Origin of the sequence: Porphyromonas sp. (genome assembly GCF_030529325.1) — a bacterium.
GTDB lineage: Bacteria > Bacteroidota > Bacteroidia > Bacteroidales > Porphyromonadaceae > Porphyromonas_A.
This window is the reverse complement of the sequence record NZ_JAUMXC010000008.1, coordinates 15,685-32,849: the sequence shown is the minus strand read 5'-3', so window position 1 is coordinate 32,849 and position 17,165 is coordinate 15,685. Positions and strand designations below refer to the sequence as shown.

9 protein-coding genes are annotated in these 17,165 nt (G+C 44.5%); all 9 read right to left on the bottom strand.

The annotated features are described in order from the left end of the window. Positions 1-230: 230 nt before the first annotated feature. A complete protein-coding gene (locus Q4A14_RS02425) occupies positions 231-953 on the bottom strand; it encodes a tRNA1(Val) (adenine(37)-N6)-methyltransferase (protein WP_303169670.1) in 723 nt (240 codons plus the stop codon). Positions 954-983: 30 nt separating this feature from the next. Next, the gene (gene typA / locus Q4A14_RS02420; RefSeq protein WP_303169669.1) at positions 984-2,780 is read right to left on the bottom strand and encodes a translational GTPase TypA; all 1,797 of its coding nucleotides are present in this window, start codon (positions 2,778-2,780) and stop codon (positions 984-986) included. Positions 2,781-3,065: 285 nt separating this feature from the next. Next, the gene (carB, locus tag Q4A14_RS02415; protein ID WP_303169668.1) at positions 3,066-6,287 is read right to left on the bottom strand and encodes a carbamoyl-phosphate synthase (glutamine-hydrolyzing) large subunit; all 3,222 of its coding nucleotides are present in this window, start codon (positions 6,285-6,287) and stop codon (positions 3,066-3,068) included. Between the two features lie 35 nt (positions 6,288-6,322). Further along, complete coding sequence (gene carA, locus Q4A14_RS02410; protein ID WP_303169667.1) at positions 6,323-7,402, bottom strand: glutamine-hydrolyzing carbamoyl-phosphate synthase small subunit; 1,080 nt, start codon at positions 7,400-7,402, stop codon at positions 6,323-6,325. A 20-nt stretch (positions 7,403-7,422) separates the two neighbouring features. Next, positions 7,423-9,309 carry an amidophosphoribosyltransferase gene (locus tag Q4A14_RS02405; protein WP_303169666.1) on the bottom strand — a complete coding sequence of 629 codons (1,887 nt, stop codon included), beginning with the start codon at positions 9,307-9,309 and terminating at the stop codon, positions 7,423-7,425. Positions 9,310-9,489: 180 nt separating this feature from the next. Then, positions 9,490-11,340: a glutamine--fructose-6-phosphate transaminase (isomerizing) gene (glmS, locus tag Q4A14_RS02400; RefSeq protein WP_303169665.1), complete on the bottom strand. Its 1,851-nt coding sequence runs from the start codon at positions 11,338-11,340 to the stop codon at positions 9,490-9,492. Between the two features lie 242 nt (positions 11,341-11,582). Then, a complete protein-coding gene (gene secDF / locus Q4A14_RS02395) occupies positions 11,583-14,543 on the bottom strand; it encodes a protein translocase subunit SecDF (protein ID WP_303169663.1) in 2,961 nt (986 codons plus the stop codon). A 493-nt stretch (positions 14,544-15,036) separates the two neighbouring features. Next, positions 15,037-16,386: a Fe-S cluster assembly protein SufD gene (sufD, locus tag Q4A14_RS02390; protein ID WP_303169662.1), complete on the bottom strand. Its 1,350-nt coding sequence runs from the start codon at positions 16,384-16,386 to the stop codon at positions 15,037-15,039. Positions 16,387-16,407: 21 nt separating this feature from the next. Beyond that, positions 16,408-17,160, bottom strand: a complete 753-nt coding sequence (gene sufC / locus Q4A14_RS02385) for a Fe-S cluster assembly ATPase SufC (protein ID WP_303169661.1) — start codon at positions 17,158-17,160, stop codon at positions 16,408-16,410. Positions 17,161-17,165: the final 5 nt, after the last annotated feature.

Here is a 17,165-nt window from a genome sequence, read left to right as displayed (position 1 = left end):
AAAATCATAGTACTTCAAGGGTGCGAAGTTAGTAAGAATTAAGATTATATACAATAATAGAGGGGCTCAACTTGAGTGTTCAGGAGAGTGAAATACAATGTTTTTATATTTTTCGTGTGCACTCCGAACACTCAGTCTTACTCATCACAAATTTTACGGCTTATCGGTAAAATTGGACTAAGCCGGTATATCACCTCCGAGTGGGCAAGATACAAAAAAGAATGTGCATACTATTTCTTGTCCAAATAAAAATCTCCTGTCATGGCCTTAAAAGCCTCTGAATAGCGATGTCGGCTGACCTCGATAAACAGATCATCGAACTTAATCCTATCTGTTTCAATACGGCTCCATGTCGCCACAATACGTTTCACATCGGCATTTTTTGTAGGTCGTACCAATAGCACTTCGGCCAAAAAGTACCCCTCGGCGGAAGCTGCTTTACAGAAACGTTCAAAGGAGCTTACAGCCGTGATGATTGTAACCCTCCCGGAAGATATAAGAAGCCTACGAACTCCATCAAAGAACACCTCCGGAGTAAGTCCTTCCATGTGTCTTGCTTGGTTGCGAAGTCTACCCTTCGCTTTATGTGTTTCAGTAAAAAACGGAGGATTACTCACAATGAGGTGATACTTTTCGGAGCCAGAAAAATCTGAAAAGTCCGAACAAAAAACACGGATACGATCAGCAAAAGGAGACTCCTCGACACTCCTCCCGGACTCCTCCACTGCCTCATGAGATATTTCGACACAGTCCACCTGTGCAAAGGGTGCTCTCTGAGCTATCATCATACCCACAATACCCGTACCACTCCCCACATCAAGCACTCGGACAGGCTCGTCAGAAGGAAGAGTCACATAAGCCCCCAAAAGGACAGCGTCGGTACCGACCTTCATGGCACTTTCTTGTTGATGTACTTTGAAGTGCTTGAACATGAATGGTTCGTACCGACGCATGGATTATCGTTTGTTTATATTGATGCGGAATTACCGACCGGCTCTCTTACGCTCGACCTCACTTAAAAGTATCTTACGCATACGCATGCTCTTAGGGGTCACTTCGAGGTATTCATCACCCTTGATATATTCGAGAGCATCCTCCAATGAGAAGATGACGGGAGGAGCCAGAGCGACTTTGTCATCGCTACCTGAAGCACGCATATTGGTGAGCTTTTTACTCTTGCAGACATTGACAGTGAGATCACCTTCCTTGCTGTGTTCACCAATGACCTGTCCTTCGTAGACTTCTTCTTGTGGAGAAATGAAGAACTTACCACGACTCTGCAGGTTATTCAGTGCATAAGCATACGCTGTACCGGTCTCCAAGGCAATAAGAGAACCGTTGTTGCGACTATCCATATCACCTTTCCAAGGTTGATATTCCAAAAAGCGATGCGCCACAATGGCTTCTCCGGCTGAGGAGGTAAGAGCCGCATTGTTGAGACCAATGATACCTCTCGATGGGATGGTAAACTTGAGGAAGATACGATCATTTTTACTTTCCATCATCGTCATTTCACCCTTACGACGTGTGACGATGTCTATGATCTTGCTGGAATACTCCTCCGGCACATTGACGGTAAGCTCCTCAACAGGCTCACAGATCTGCCCATCGATCTCCTTGCGGATCACTTGGGGCTGTCCTACCTGAAGCTCATATCCCTCACGTCGCATAGTCTCTATCAATACAGAAAGGTGCAAGACACCGCGCCCGTAGACAAGCCAAGCATCGGCAGAGTCCGTAGGTTCGACTCGGAGTGCGAGGTTCTTATCCAACTCTTTCATCAGGCGATCATATATGTGTCTTGATGTGACAAACTTACCCTCTTTGCCGTAGAAGGGGGAGTTGTTTATCGTAAAGAGCATACTCATCGTAGGCTCATCGATGGTAATGCTTGGTAGGGCCTCCGGATTGTTGACATCGCTGATGGTGTCACCAATCTCAAATCCCTCAAGACCTATGACAGCGCAAATATCGCCACTGGAGATGCTTTCCACTTTCTTGCGTCCAAGCCCCTCAAAGACATTGAGTTCTTTGATACGGCACTTTTGCTGCCCTCCCTCACGTTTCATGAGGATGACATCCATATTTTCACGGATTGTCCCTCTATGAACACGACCGATCGCTATACGGCCGACATACGAAGAGTAGTCAAGCGAGGTGATAAGCATCTGTGGTGCTCCTTCCAGCATCTCAGGCTCAGGGATATATTCGATAATGGCATCAAGGAGTGGAGTAATATCTGCCTGAGGCTTTTTCCAATCATCCGACATCCAACCCTCCTTGGCAGATCCGAAAAAGGTAGGGAAGTCCAACTGCTCTTCAGTAGCATCGAGATTGAACATCAGGTCAAACACCATTTCCTGAACTTCCTCCGGGCGACAGTTGGGCTTGTCCACCTTGTTCACCACAACAATAGGCTTGAGTCCCATATCGATAGCCTTGCCAAGGACAAAACGTGTCTGAGGCATAGGGCCCTCAAAAGCATCGACAAGGAGCAAACAACCGTCTGCCATATTCAAGACACGCTCCACCTCTCCGCCAAAGTCCGCATGCCCCGGAGTATCTATAATATTGATCTTGTAATCTTTATACTGGATAGAGACATTCTTGGAGAGGATTGTGATCCCCCTCTCCCTTTCAAGGTCATTACTATCAAGGAGTTGTTCCGGCACCTCCTTTTCATCGCGAAAAAGTTTACCGGCCTGAAGCATACGATCGACCAAAGAAGTCTTACCATGGTCAACGTGTGCTATAATTGCGATATTTCTAATTTTTTGCATAAATAGTTTGGTTTATTGGGGTACAAATTTACACAATAATTGTGTATGCTCCTATAAAACAATCGGAGCATGGACGCGAGAAAAAGTCCCCGACCTTGTCAAAACTCTTTAGACAACCATCATTCACAAGTTAGACAACTGTCGCTCGCAAGTTAGACAACTTAATCTCGAGCTTCCTTTATATCCCTTAAAGCCTATATATCTGTGGAAATCTAAAAAAGAGGAAGCCCCAAGTCGGTATATATCGACTTGGGGCTTCCTCCTTTTTAGGACTTTATCCTATTATCAATATTCTTGCCAGCTCTTGATCTTGATGTCTTCCAAAGAGAGCTTGCAGAATGCTGTAATAAAGGCTGAGGCCAAACGAGCATTCGTGATAAGTGGGATGTTAAGGTCTGTCGCTGCACGGCGAAGCTTGTACCCATTGGTAAGTTCGCGGGCTGAAAGGTTCTTGTTGATATTGACAACAAGATCCACTGTGCGTGACTGCAACAGATCAAGTGCTTGAGGCTTTCCCTCTTCGCTCGGCCAGTAGCACAGCTTGGATGGCACTCCATTATCTTCCAAGAACGCATGCGTCCCTTGGGTCGCATATATCTCATAACCCTTGCGATGGAGGGCCTTAGCAGCTTCGAGCATATCCACCTTTTGGCGGGCACCTCCCGTGGACATAAGTATAGCCTTCTCCGGAATTCTCTGACCTACCGAGAGCATTGCTTTGAGAATAGCTTCATTGGAGTCCGAAGCAATACATCCCACTTCTCCCGTAGAGGTCATATCCACTCCAAGTACGGGGTCTGCTTTTTGGAGGCGAGAGAAAGAGAACTGTGAAGCCTTGATACCCACATAGTCAAGATCAAAGGCATTCTTTTGTGGACGTTCGTATGGTTCACCGAGCATGATCTTAGTTGCCAAGTCGATAAGATCGATCTTAAGGACTTTACTCACGAATGGGAATGAGCGAGAAGCTCTCAAGTTACATTCGATAACCTTGATCTCATTGCCCTTCGCAAGGAATTGGATATTGAACGGCCCTGAAATATGTAGTTCCTTTGCAATCTGACGTGTGATGCGCTTGATGCGTCGGATGGTCTCTATATAAATCTTCTGTGCCGGGAACTGTATGGTAGCATCTCCGGAGTGCACACCTGCAAATTCGATATGCTCGCTGATAGCATAAGCAACGAGTTCGCCATGATCCGCAACAGCATCCATCTCAACCTCCTTTGCATGCTCAATGAATGAAGACACGACAACAGGATGTTTCTGAGACACGTTGGCAGCAAGCTCAAGGAAGCGGCGCAATTCGTCATCATTGGAGCAAACATTCATAGCTGCACCTGAAAGCACATAAGATGGACGGACAAGCACGGGATATCCCACTTGTTCGACAAAAGCCGTGACATCTTCAAGAGAAGTCAGCTCCTTCCACGCGGGCTGATCGATGCCCAAGCGGTCGAGCATAGCAGAGAACTTATGACGGTCTTCGGCATTGTCTATATCTTTTGCTTGAGTACCAAGGATTGTCACTCCTTTGGCAGCAAGCTTTACAGCCAGATTATTCGGAATCTGTCCTCCGGTAGAGAGAATAGTACCTCTTGGTTGTTCAAGTTCGATGATATCTTGTACCCTCTCAAAGCTTAACTCATCAAAATACAATCTGTCAGAGAGGTCATAGTCAGTACTTACTGTCTCAGGATTATAGTTGATCATAATCGAACGAAGCCCTGCCCTACGAATGGTCTGGAGCGCACTGACGCCACACCAGTCAAACTCGACAGAACTACCGATACGATATGCTCCGGAACCAAGAACAATGACACTGCGATTGTCGTGCTCAGGCTGTACATCATGCGTCTCGCCACCATAAGTGAGGTAAAGATAATTGGTAAGAGCAGGATACTCGGCAGCAAGAGTATCTATCTGCTTGATGACAGGAACAATACCAAGCTCCTTGCGGTAAGTTCTCACTCTATCTTGGGCCTGCTCAATATCATCTATGGTATGCTTATAGATCGCTCTTGCTATTTGAAAGTCGGAGAAACCTTCTTTCTTAGCTCGCCTCATAAGGTCCTTTGAGACTTGAGATATATCTGTGAGCTGCTCAAGTTCTTCAGCAGTATCTACAATCTTCCTTAGTTTACGGAGGAAGAAGAGGTCTATCTTAGTAAGTTCATGGATATCCTCAATAGTATAACCCTTTCGAAATGCCTTGCTGATGACAAATATACGGTTGTCTGTAGGCTGTCGGAGTGCGCCGTCAATATCGTCAAGAATAAGTTCTTTATTTTCAACAAAGCCGTGCATACCCTGCCCTATCATACGCAAACCTTTCTGGATACTTTCCTCAAAGGTGCGTCCGATAGCCATGATTTCACCTACGGATTTCATACTACTGCCAAGTTCTCGAGACACACCATGGAACTTGCTCAAATCCCAGCGAGGGATCTTACACACCACATAGTCAAGAGCCGGCTCAAAGCATGCAGAGGTGTGCTTTGTTACACTGTTTTTGAGATCAAACAGTCCATAGCCAAGGCCGAGCTTTGCAGCAACAAAAGCAAGAGGATAACCCGTTGCCTTGGATGCAAGAGCCGATGAACGACTAAGGCGTGCATTGACCTCGATCACTCGATAATCTTCACTGTGTGTATCAAGAGCATATTGGACATTACACTCACCGACAATGCCTATATGGCGAACGATTTTTATCGCGATTTCCCTAAGTTTCTGATGCTCACTATTGGTCAGCGTTTGAGATGGAGCAATGACGATACTCTCTCCCGTGTGAATACCGAGAGGATCAAAGTTCTCCATATTACATACGGTGATGCAGTTGTTGTACTTATCACGTACGACCTCATACTCAATTTCTTTCCAGCCTTTCAGACTCTTCTCCACAAGCACTTGAGGAGCAAAAGCAAAAGCTTTTTCACAAAGAACATTCAACTCCTCCTCATTGTCACAGAAACCGCTACCTAAGCCTCCGAGAGCATAAGCTGCACGGATGATAACAGGATAACCAAGCCTCTTAGCTGCGACTCTTGCAGATTCAATGTTTTCGCAAGCTTCGCTGCTGATGGTCTTGACATCGATCTCATCCAACTTTTGCACAAAGAGTTCACGGTCCTCTGTATCTATGATTGCCTGAACAGGTGTGCCTAAGACTTCAATACCATACTTCTGAAGGACTCCCGAACGATGTAAAGCCACACCACAGTTAAGAGCCGTCTGCCCCCCGAAAGCAAGAAGGATACCATCCGGGCGCTCTTTCTCAATGACTCGCTCCAAAAAGTATGGTGTAACGGGAAGGAAGTATACGACGTCGGCAACCCCCTCAGAGGTTTGCACCGTTGCAATATTAGGATTTACAAGGACGGTGGATATACCTTCCTCCTTGAGAGCCTTTAGTGCCTGTGATCCGGAGTAATCAAACTCTCCTGCTTCACCAATCTTGAGAGCACCGGATCCGAGCACCAGCACCTTATTATATTTCTTTACTGACATATTTCTATGATTGTTTTTCCTTAGTTTTACACTATTTACTTGGTCAATAAGGCTACAAAATCATCAAAGAAGAACTCCGTATCCGTAGGTCCACTACATGCTTCGGGGTGAAACTGTACAGAGAACATCTTGCCTGACTCATGAATCAGGCCTTCGTTTGAGCCATCATTAAGGTTAATAAAGTAAGGCTTCCAATCTGTAGGGAGCGTATCCGGATCCACTGCAAAACCGTGATTTTGGCTTGTAACAAAACACTTATCCGTACCAACCATACGTACAGCCTGATTGTGAGAGCGGTGTCCGTATTTCATCTTGATAACTCCCGCACCTATTGCTCGAGCTATAAGTTGATTTCCCATGCAGATACCTGCGATTGGCTTGTCCATAGTCATCGCCTTACGTATATGTTCTATGGTCGGGGTACACAAGTTGGGATTTCCGGGACCATTACTGATAAATACACCATCAAACTCCATGCCAGTGAAATCATAGTCCCAAGGTACTCTGTGTACTGTAAGACCTCTGCGCAAAAGGCTACGGAGGATATTCTCTTTGACACCACAGTCAATCAAAACAACCTCCTTACCGAGAGAGCCTTTGTATGTGATGATTTCTTTGGTAGAGACTTTTGCAACAAGGTTTATTTCATCAGTATTAACAAATTCTATGTCGCCCTCACCCTCAACAATTATCTTACCGATAAGTGATCCGTGGTCACGCAGTTTCTGAGTAAGAGCTCTGGTATCTATTCCCGTAAGCCCTGTGATTCCATTGCGCTTCATGCCATCTTCAAGGCTTTCAACAGCATTCCAATGGCTGTATCCTTCGCAGTAGTCATGAACAATAAAACCTTCCGGATGCATTCTGTAACTCTCTTGCAAGAGAGTGAGCCCGGTCTCCGGATCAGTCTCCTGAGCAGGCAATCCATAATTACCGACTAAGGGATAGGTAGATACGAGTATCTGTCCTTCGAAAGAGGGATCAGTGAGACTTTCAGTATATCCTGTCATTGCGGTGCTGAACACAACCTCACCACTTACAGGCTTTTCCGCTCCAAACACTTCCCCTTCATATCTTGTCCCATCAGAGAGGACAAGTACACCTTTCTTTCTCATATATTAGCTTTTAGTAGTTATCAGATCTTCTTAAAGTCATTCTCGTAATAGTCCATATAAGCTCTATTGACAAGATGAGTTCCTCCGGGAGTTGGATAATCCCCGGAGAAGTACCAATCACCCGGATGATTTGGAATAGCATCATGTAACCCTTCCATGGTCTGGTATACAAGCTCGACCTCAGACTTGACAAAGTCGGGCTTGAGCAGCTCGACAATCTTGGCATTTATTTCTTCAAGAGTAAAAGGCTCATAGATCGCCTTAACAAAGTTTTCCGAACGACTGTTACCCTCTTCCATGGCCTTGCATATGCGAGCATAGGTATCATGAATAATGACCTGTTTACCTCGCTCCATAAGCAATGCTATCGCAGCACGGAATGCCACAAACTCCTTCATCTTACTCATATCTATGCCGTAGTAGTCAGGATATCGTACTTGGGGAGATGAGGACACAATAACAATCTTACGAGGTCCAAGCCTATCAAGTATACTGATGATACTTTCTTTTAGAGTCGTTCCTCTCACGATACTATCATCGATGACAACAAGAGCATCTTCTCCCCTCTTAAGGCTACCGTAAGTCACGTCATAGACATGCCCTGCAAGATCATTACGGCTCGTACCCTCCGCGATGAAGGTTCTCAATTTTATGTCTTTGATAGCCACCTTTTCAGCACGTATTCGGGACTGAAGGATTACTTCAATTTCTTCTTTTGAGAGATCTTTTGCAGAAGTTATCCTCTCTGCTTTAATTTTATTAAGATGCTCATTCAAGCCCTCTACCATACCAAAGTAAGCCACTTCAGCAGTATTTGGGATAAAGGAGAAAACAGCATGATCCAAATCCCCATTGATGCTCTTTAGAATTTGGGGAACAAGGTTTTTTCCAAGCTGCTTACGCTCTTTATAGATGTCTATATCACTACCACGAGAGAAATATATACGCTCAAAAGAGCAGGCCTTGTTTTGTTTTGGTTCAAGTATCTGTGTCAACTCCACTTTCTGCCCTGTACGATCTATCGTGATGGCCTGCCCCGGACATAGTTCTTGCACACGGTCATAAGTAACATTGAGGACGGTCTGTATCACAGGACGCTCAGAGGCTACAACGATAATCTCGTCATCAATATAGTAAAAGGCAGGACGGATCCCCCATGGGTCTCTCATGACATACATCTCTCCACTACCGGTGAGTCCACACATCGCGTACCCACCATCCCAGTCAGGAGAACACTCCTTGAGTGGTGTTGTCATATTGATACGAGCCTCTATATCATTGGTGATATCCATCCCTGTAAGACCCTTTGCCTTACTTTCTCTGAATCGGTGCTCAACCTCTCTATCAAGTCGGTGTCCAATCTGCTCGAGGAGAATATGTGTATCAGACATATTGCGTGGGTGTTGTCCCACGGAAGAAATCTTATCAAAAATGACATCCACCGAAGTCAGATTGAAGTTCCCACATACAGCAAGGCTCTTTGCTCTCCAATTGCTCCGACGCATCATCGGGTGCACAAACTCCAGCCCTTTTTTACCGGTCGTGCTGTATCTCAAGTGCCCTAAATAACATTCCCCAGCAAATGGCACATGCTCTGTTGCGTAAACAGGATCGCTCAATTGTTCTGGGGAAACGGAATTAAAAATAGAATGGATAGAATTGAAGATTTTGGTAATGGCTGTATTTCCAAGAGCTCGTTCTCGATGCATATACTCCTCACCCGGCGAAGCTGCCAACTTGACACAGGCGATACCTGCACCTTCCTGTCCTCTGTTGTGTTGCTTCTCCATCAAGAGGTACATCTTGTTTATGCCATACATCCATGTGCCATATCGTTGATGATAGTATTCGAGGGGTTTTCTCAAACGCACCACAGCAATACCACACTCGTGTTTTAGTGGTTCCATATTTCTTTACTAAGGTATGATTATCTTGCGAAATTATATGAGGTGATCGTACCTTTCAGCACTCCGCGCAAAGTTACTCAATTTTATTTGTTATATCCCCCCTCCGAGTATGTTAATATGTAGATTTGTTTTAGTGGAAAGATCAAAAATATATGTCTCCAAATCTACGTACCCCGGTCCCTACTCTACAGTCACAGACTTTGCAAGGTTACGCGGTTGATCCACATCTAAACCTTTGTTGACGGCTATATGGTAAGACAGCAACTGAAGTGGCACAACCGTAACAAGAGGGGTAAATTCCGGCAAAGTCTGAGGCACCTCTATCACGCAATCTGCGAGATTAGATACTTCTTCGTCATTATCATTGACAATCGCCAATATTTTCCCCTTACGAGCTTTAACCTCCTGAATATTGCTTACGACCTTATCATATATATTATCCCGAATGGCTATAAAAACGATAGGCATATTTTCATCTACCAAAGCAATAGGACCATGTTTCATCTCTGCTGCCGGATATCCTTCGGCATGGATGTAAGATATTTCCTTGAGTTTAAGAGCCCCTTCGAGTGCTACCGGATAGTTAAGACCTCGACCAAGGTATAGAAAATCGCGTGTATCACTGAAATTTTGACTGAGCTGCTTTATCCTTTCATTTTGACCAAGTACTCTTTGGATCTTTTCAGGTAACTGAGGCAATTCCTCAACAAGTTTTTGATAGTAATCCTTAGATATCTCCTGCCGCTCATATCCCAAACAAAGAGCCAGCATAGTAAGCACAGCAAGTTGGCCTACAAATGCTTTGGTAGATGCGACACCGATCTCCGGTCCCACATGAATATATGTTCCGACATCCGTAAGTCGGGCAATAGAAGACCCTACCGTATTACAAACACCATAAGTGTATGCCCCCCTCTCCTTTGCTAACATTACTGCTGCAAGAGTATCGGCAGTTTCTCCAGATTGACTCACGGCTATCACGATATCATCCGGAGATATGAAAGGATCTCGATACCTAAACTCGGAAGCATACTCTACTGTCACCGGGATACGGGCCATCCTTTCGATAAGCTGCTTACCTATGAGGGCGGCATGCCATGATGTTCCACAGCCCAATATAATGATGCGACTTGCTTTCAGGAGACGCTCTCGAGACATCTCGAATGATGACAATATTATCCGCTTTTGCTCTTGACTTACCCGTCCTCGCAGACATTCAGTGAGACAACGAGGCTGATCAAATATCTCCTTCAGCATAAAGTGGTCAAAACCTTCTTTCTCTATCATGCTGATATCAAGATCAACTTCTTGAGTTTGGTATTCAATCACATCTCCATGTATAGACTCTACGCGAGGCGAAGTACCTATATGAAGTCCTACGATCTCCTCCTCTCCCACATAAATAACGTTTCGAGTATACGAGACAATCGGAGTAGCATCCGATGCTATGAAAAACTCACTATTGTCGATTCCGATCCCAACAACAAGAGGACTCCCCTTGCGTGCAGCAACCAAATAGTCAGGACTAGTTTTGTCGAGCACGGCAACGGCATAGGCTCCTGTCACACTTCTCAGTGCGGTTTGGACGGCTTCAAACAATGGGAGATTTTGCGTCTTCTTGACATACTCGATATAGTAAGACAGCACCTCGGTATCTGTATCACTATGAAAGACAAAACCTTCATCAAGCAGTATGGTCTTCAACTCCTTATAGTTTTCTATAATTCCGTTGTGTACTATCGCAATTTCTTTGCTGTAAGAGTAGTGCGGATGAGCATTACGTTCACAAGGTTCACCGTGAGTAGCCCATCTTGTATGAGCAATACCGACAACTCCGGTACGATTCACCCTATTCATTTTCTCTTCAAGACTTCTTACTTTACCTTTCTCCTTGTAGACATTCAACTCACCTTCATCGTCAAGAAGAGCTATTCCGGCACTGTCATAACCTCTGTATTCAAGCCGTTTAAGTCCATCGGTAAGTATAGGACAAGCATCCTTAAAACCTATATATCCTACTATTCCGCACATATGCTATTGTTTATCCTGATGTTTCTATATACTGAGCGTACTTTTAGTACCTTCTGTGATTGTATGTTCAAAGGTATATTTTTTCCAAAAAATATCCTTTTTGTATTTCCTCCATGATTTGTGCCAAACATTATAAATCAGAAATCTTGACAACAGACTCCCCCAATAATAAGGAAGAGTCTCTCATTACAAAATAAGCAATGAGAGACTCTTTCTATTTTTTAGTTATCACAAGTAGAATCTTATTTTGTTCTTTCTTGCAATTTCTTGAACTTACGATTGTTGATTAGGTAAGCAATCGGAGTAGCAACAAAGAGTGTCGCATATGTACCGAAGATAACCCCGATCATGATCGCAAATGTGAAGCTACGGATATTTGCACCTCCAAAGAAGAAGATCACCAACACCACAAGCAACGTACTGAAGCTGGTGTTGAATGTACGTGCAAGAGTTGAATTGATAGCTTGATTGAAGACATCAAATCTGTTGCGAGTAGGGTAATCCTTGAGTGTCTCACGGATACGGTCAAAGACAACCACGGTATCGTTGATAGAGTAACCGATGATAGCAAGTACCGCTGCGATAAAGTTCTGGTCAATCTCCATAGAGAATGGCATGATCTTCCACAAGATCGCATATAGTGAGATGATAATAAGCGTAGTCACTGTCACAGAAGCAAAAGCACCGATAGAGAAAGCGATATCCCTAAATCTGATCAAGATATAGATCGCCATAAAGATGAGTGACACGATGACTGCGATGACTGCACCACTCTTGATGTCGTCCGCCATACTTGCACCTACTTTCTGTGAGCTCTGTATATACTTATCCACAAACATGTCATGAGACACATTTTCACCGATGATAGGCTTGAGACCTTCGTACAGTTTATTTTCAATCTCTGCATCTACTTCAGGGGTATTCTCAATGATTCGGTAGTTTGTAGAGATACGTACTTGATCAGGTGTGCCGATGGTGATGACACGTACGCTACCGTCGAAGCTCGAGCTAAGTAGTTCAGACACCTCTGCTGTCGTAACGTTTCTATCAAACTTCACCACATAGTTTCTACCACCTGTGAAGTCGATACCACTATTGAGACCTATTGTAGACATAGCTGCTACACCTGCGATAATGAGAGCGAGAGGGAGAAGGAAACCACTCTTCATCTTACCGATGATATTGAGTTTCGCATTGACCATGAAGTTCTTGGATACCGCTGTTGTATAAGTCACGTTGTTCATCTTGCCTCTGCGCGCAAGACCTTCAAACACAAGACGTGTAATGAAGACTGCAGTGATAAACGAACAGATAAGACCGATGATCAAAGTAGTTGCAAATCCACGGATAGGACCTGTACCGAACATATAAAGAATGATACCTGTGATGATAGTGGTCACATTGGAGTCAATGATCGCCGAGAAAGCATTTTTGTAACCATCCTCTATAGACTTGAGCATGGACTTACCTCCACGTAGCTCTTCCTTGATACGCTCAAAGATAAGTACATTGGCATCCACAGCCATACCCAACGTAAGGACAAGACCGGCAATACCTGAAAGTGTAAGCACCGCATGTAGAGATGCAAGGATACCAAGGGTCAAGAAAAGGTTGAGGATGAGAGCACCGTTGACAACCAAACCGGGAAGGAGACCATACATGACACACATGTAGATCATGAGGAGGATAAGGGCAATGATGAAAGATACAATACCCGCATTGATTGCTTCCTTACCGAGTGATGGACCGACAACATCTTCTTGAACAATACGTACAGATGCAGCCATCTTTCCGGATTTGAGCGTATTCGCCAAGTCATTAGCTTCATCTACCGTAAAGCTACCGGAGATCTGAGACTGACCGTTAGGGATTTCACCTGTGACGTTGGGAGCCGAGTAGACAACATCATCAAGGACAATTGCGATAGAACGACCGATATTTTCCTTTGTGAGTCGAGCCCATTCTTTAGCACCCTCTGCATTCATAGACATAGACACACCCGGATCTTGTCTACCATGCTGATTGATGATTGTGCTCTCAGCAGTGGTGATCACATCACCAGAAAGCGCAGCTGCACCATCACGACGGGTCTGCTTGATAGCATAAAGTGTATATATCTTGGAGCCTTCAACTTGTTCCTTCGCACTCCATCTGAGCTTAAGCTGACGAGGAAGTATCTCTTTCACCTGTGGCAAATTGAGCATAGAGTCGATAGCGTTGATATCAGCTGATCTTGCCACACCGACAGCAGGTCCCATATTCTGTAGCTGGAGAAGAGAAAGGAGAGGATGCTCATCGCTGACTTGAGTAGCTTCCACCTCTGTTGATGCTACACCGGCTGCCATAGCCAAGCTATCAACGCCTGAGACAGGAGCCTCTTCGGCTGCCATTTCTGTTGTTTCTGCTACTGTTTCCTCAGTTTCTGAAGCAGTTGTCCTTTTAGAAAGCTGAGCAAGTACCATGTCGGCTCTTTGAAGGTGAGGAATAACCTCTGTAGCAGTGTATGTTTCCCAAAACTCAAGGTTAGCACTACCTTGGAGGAGCTTACGTACACGCTCAGGTTCCTTGACACCGGGAAGCTCCACAAGAATACGTCCATGAGTTTCAAGTCTCTGGATATTTGGAGCTACGACACCAAATCTGTCGATACGTGTACGGAGGACCTTGAATGAGCTATCGATAGCGTCCTGCACCTCAGCACGGAGGACTTTTTCGACCTCTGAATCCGAAGAAGATGTAGAGATACGATCCTTCAACTCAAGAGTACCGAAGATAGCTGCAAGTCTTGCTCCGGGATCAAGCCTGTGAAACTCATCAATGAACACAGTGATGAAGTCCTTCTGTGAGCGCATCTGAATGTCTCTTGCAGAGTCCATGGCAGCAAGGAAAGTAGGATCTTGGCTACTTCCGGAGAGATTCTTGACGACATCAGCAACATTAAGTTCGAGGATGACGTTCATACCTCCCTTCAAGTCAAGACCGAGACCGATCTCATTGTCTCGCACTTGCTTTAAGGTCTGTCCCAACCATACTTTCTGAGACGAAAGGGAGTCAAGATACTTGATCTCTTTCATCGGATCACCTTGAGCATATTCTTTGGCTTTGTTGGTGTAGTGACCTGACACAAACGAGAATGACAGGTAATACGCACATATCAAAACCATTACCAATGCTACTCCTTTAACTAAGCCTTTGTTTTGCATTTGTGTTGTAAGTTGTTATGATATTTATTTAATGATTTATCTACGTTAGGTAATCAGGGAACAAAGATAAGATTTTTTACCATAAACGCTACTATTAGGTAACACTAAATCGGTTATTTCTCATATCCGACATCGGAGAGTAAGGACACAAAACATGAGACAAACGAGAAAATCTAAAAAATACGATCACTAAGATAGAAGTCCATGACACGACAAGCTGAAGAAAAAGAGGCACGTACATCCTAACAAATCAATGTGCCTACCTTGATGAATTAAGTTGTCTAACTTGATGAATTAAGTTGTCTAACTTGATGCGTCAAGTTGGACACCCTTTTTATCCCCCTTTGATTACGTTAAAGAACGCACAAATAAAGACAGAAACAAATCTCGCTGAGACCATGTCTGTTTGAACGCTGATTATGCCGGTCTTATACAAGAAAGGGACGCCAAATAATGGCATCCCTTATATAAAAACAGATTACAGATATCAAAATCAACCCTTCATCCCGCAACAAGAGTGTTCACCACATGTCGCAGGGAGACCCCTGAATCTCTTATCAACAACTTCTTCGAGTCTGTGTCTGAGAGGTTCGAGATGAATGGACTCCAAAACATCCGACATAAATGCAATTGTAAGCATCAACTTGGCCTCCATATAAGGCACACCTCTCTGACACATATAGAAGAGTGCGGAAGTATCCAACTGCCCGGTGGTCATACCATGCGAACACTTAACGTCATCTGCATAAATCTCCAACTGAGGCTTTGAATACATCTTCGCAGTATCGGAGAGAAGAAGGTTACGATTGTTTTGGTAAGCTTCGGTCTTCTGTGCATCTCTCGCCACATATATACGACCGCAGAAGCTACCAAGAGCTCGATCATTAAGGCTGTACTTGAAGAGTTCGTTACTATGACAGTTAGGAACAGAGTGACGGATGATAGAGTAATTATCAGCCTTTTGCTCACCGTCCAAAATGCACAGACCACTAAGCACAAATGAAGCTCTCTCTCCTCTAAGGTCAGAGTAGAAGTTGTTACGAGTCTGTCCATTATGTATGGTAAGACTGCTGACTACAACAGAGCTATTGGCTTCCTGATGGACATGCAGGTTGTGAAGGCGGATAGTATTGTCTCCGGTCTCTTCAACATCATAGCACTCGACAGTTGCTCCTGCTTCGGCATAAATCTCAATCACACTATTTCGAAGAGATCTGTTTTCAGTAGCTGCGTGATCACAGAAAAGGAGTGTTGCATGACTATTCTCCTCTGCAATCACAAGAAATCTCGGAGATGTCATCGTATCCGGGGCAATACCGGACAGGTTGATCACATGCATGGGGCTCTCTGCACGTACATTCTTGGGCAGATAAACCACAAGGACATCTTGTACAAAGAGAGTATTCAAAGCTGACAGGGCGTCATTCTGTACCGAAGACATCCTGTTATAGTAGTTTTCAGCAATGTTCGGGTGCTTACTCTCAAAATCAGAAAGACTTCCGATAAAGACTGCCTTCGGAGCCTCATCCGACATCTTGTAGATACGATCATCTAAAACAAAACTTTGTACCGTAGCCATATAAGACAATCGACAAGGATAGTCTCTGAGAGGGTCAACACCATAAGACTTACGGGTGAGATTCAGCGCCCACTCCCCTGAAAGAGGGGTATCTATGTCAAATCGCTTATACTTCTCGCTCCATGTCTTGGGGAGCTCATTTTCCTTGAGATAGTCGTAAGCTGCCTGACGAGCTTGATTGAGCAAGCTCGGTGAATTGGCACTCAACGTGTCTTTCTCTCGGTCAAAGCGATCCAGAAATGATTGAGTTATTGTCTTCTCCATACTTTCAATCCTTTCTTATATTTAGAGAGCTCCATCCTCCTTGAGCCAGTCATAGCCCCTTTCCTCAAGAGCAAGAGCCAATTCAGGTCCACCTGAGCTGATTATGCGTCCATTCATCAAGACATGAACAAAGTCAGGCTTAATGAAGTCTAGAAGTCTCTGATAGTGAGTGATAACAATAGTCGCATTTTCAGGAGTCTTGAGGCTGTTTACACCATGAGCAACAACTTTGAGTGCATCAATATCAAGACCGGAGTCTGTCTCATCGAGGATAGCCAACTTTGGCTCGAGCATAGCCATCTGGAAGATCTCGTTGCGCTTCTTCTCTCCTCCGGAAAATCCGACATTAACAGGACGATTCGCAAGATCACTCTTGAGCTGGACGAGATCTTTCTTCTCTCTCATCACTTTAAGAAATTCAGAAGGAGAAAGAGGAGACTTTCCCTGCGCCTTACGCTGCTCATTTAGAGCAGTACGCATGAAGTTAACCATACTTACCCCGGGGATCTCTACGGGATACTGAAAACTAAGGAACAATCCCTTGTGAGACCTTTCTTCTGGTTCGAGGTCTAGAATATCCTCGCCTTCAAATATTACTTCGCCTTCTGTAACTTCATATGCCGGATGACCAACAAGGACAGAGGAAAATGTACTCTTACCGGAACCGTTAGGCCCCATTATAGCGTGAACTTCCCCGGGACGGACAGTAAGATTTATACCTCTAAGGATCTCTTTTCCATCAATGGAAGCATGTAGGTTCTTAACTTGTAACATATGTT

Coding starts and splice junctions, on each gene's coding strand:
- Q4A14_RS02425 (WP_303169670.1), bottom strand. CDS start 953: ATGCGTCGGTACGAACCATTCATGTTCAAGCACTTCAAAGTACATCAA.
- typA (WP_303169669.1), bottom strand. CDS start 2,780: ATGCAAAAAATTAGAAATATCGCAATTATAGCACACGTTGACCATGGT.
- carB (WP_303169668.1), bottom strand. CDS start 6,287: ATGTCAGTAAAGAAATATAATAAGGTGCTGGTGCTCGGATCCGGTGCT.
- carA (WP_303169667.1), bottom strand. CDS start 7,402: ATGAGAAAGAAAGGTGTACTTGTCCTCTCTGATGGGACAAGATATGAA.
- Q4A14_RS02405 (WP_303169666.1), bottom strand. CDS start 9,309: ATGGAACCACTAAAACACGAGTGTGGTATTGCTGTGGTGCGTTTGAGA.
- glmS (WP_303169665.1), bottom strand. CDS start 11,340: ATGTGCGGAATAGTAGGATATATAGGTTTTAAGGATGCTTGTCCTATA.
- secDF (WP_303169663.1), bottom strand. CDS start 14,543: ATGCAAAACAAAGGCTTAGTTAAAGGAGTAGCATTGGTAATGGTTTTG.
- sufD (WP_303169662.1), bottom strand. CDS start 16,386: ATGGAGAAGACAATAACTCAATCATTTCTGGATCGCTTTGACCGAGAG.
- sufC (WP_303169661.1), bottom strand. CDS start 17,160: ATGTTACAAGTTAAGAACCTACATGCTTCCATTGATGGAAAAGAGATC.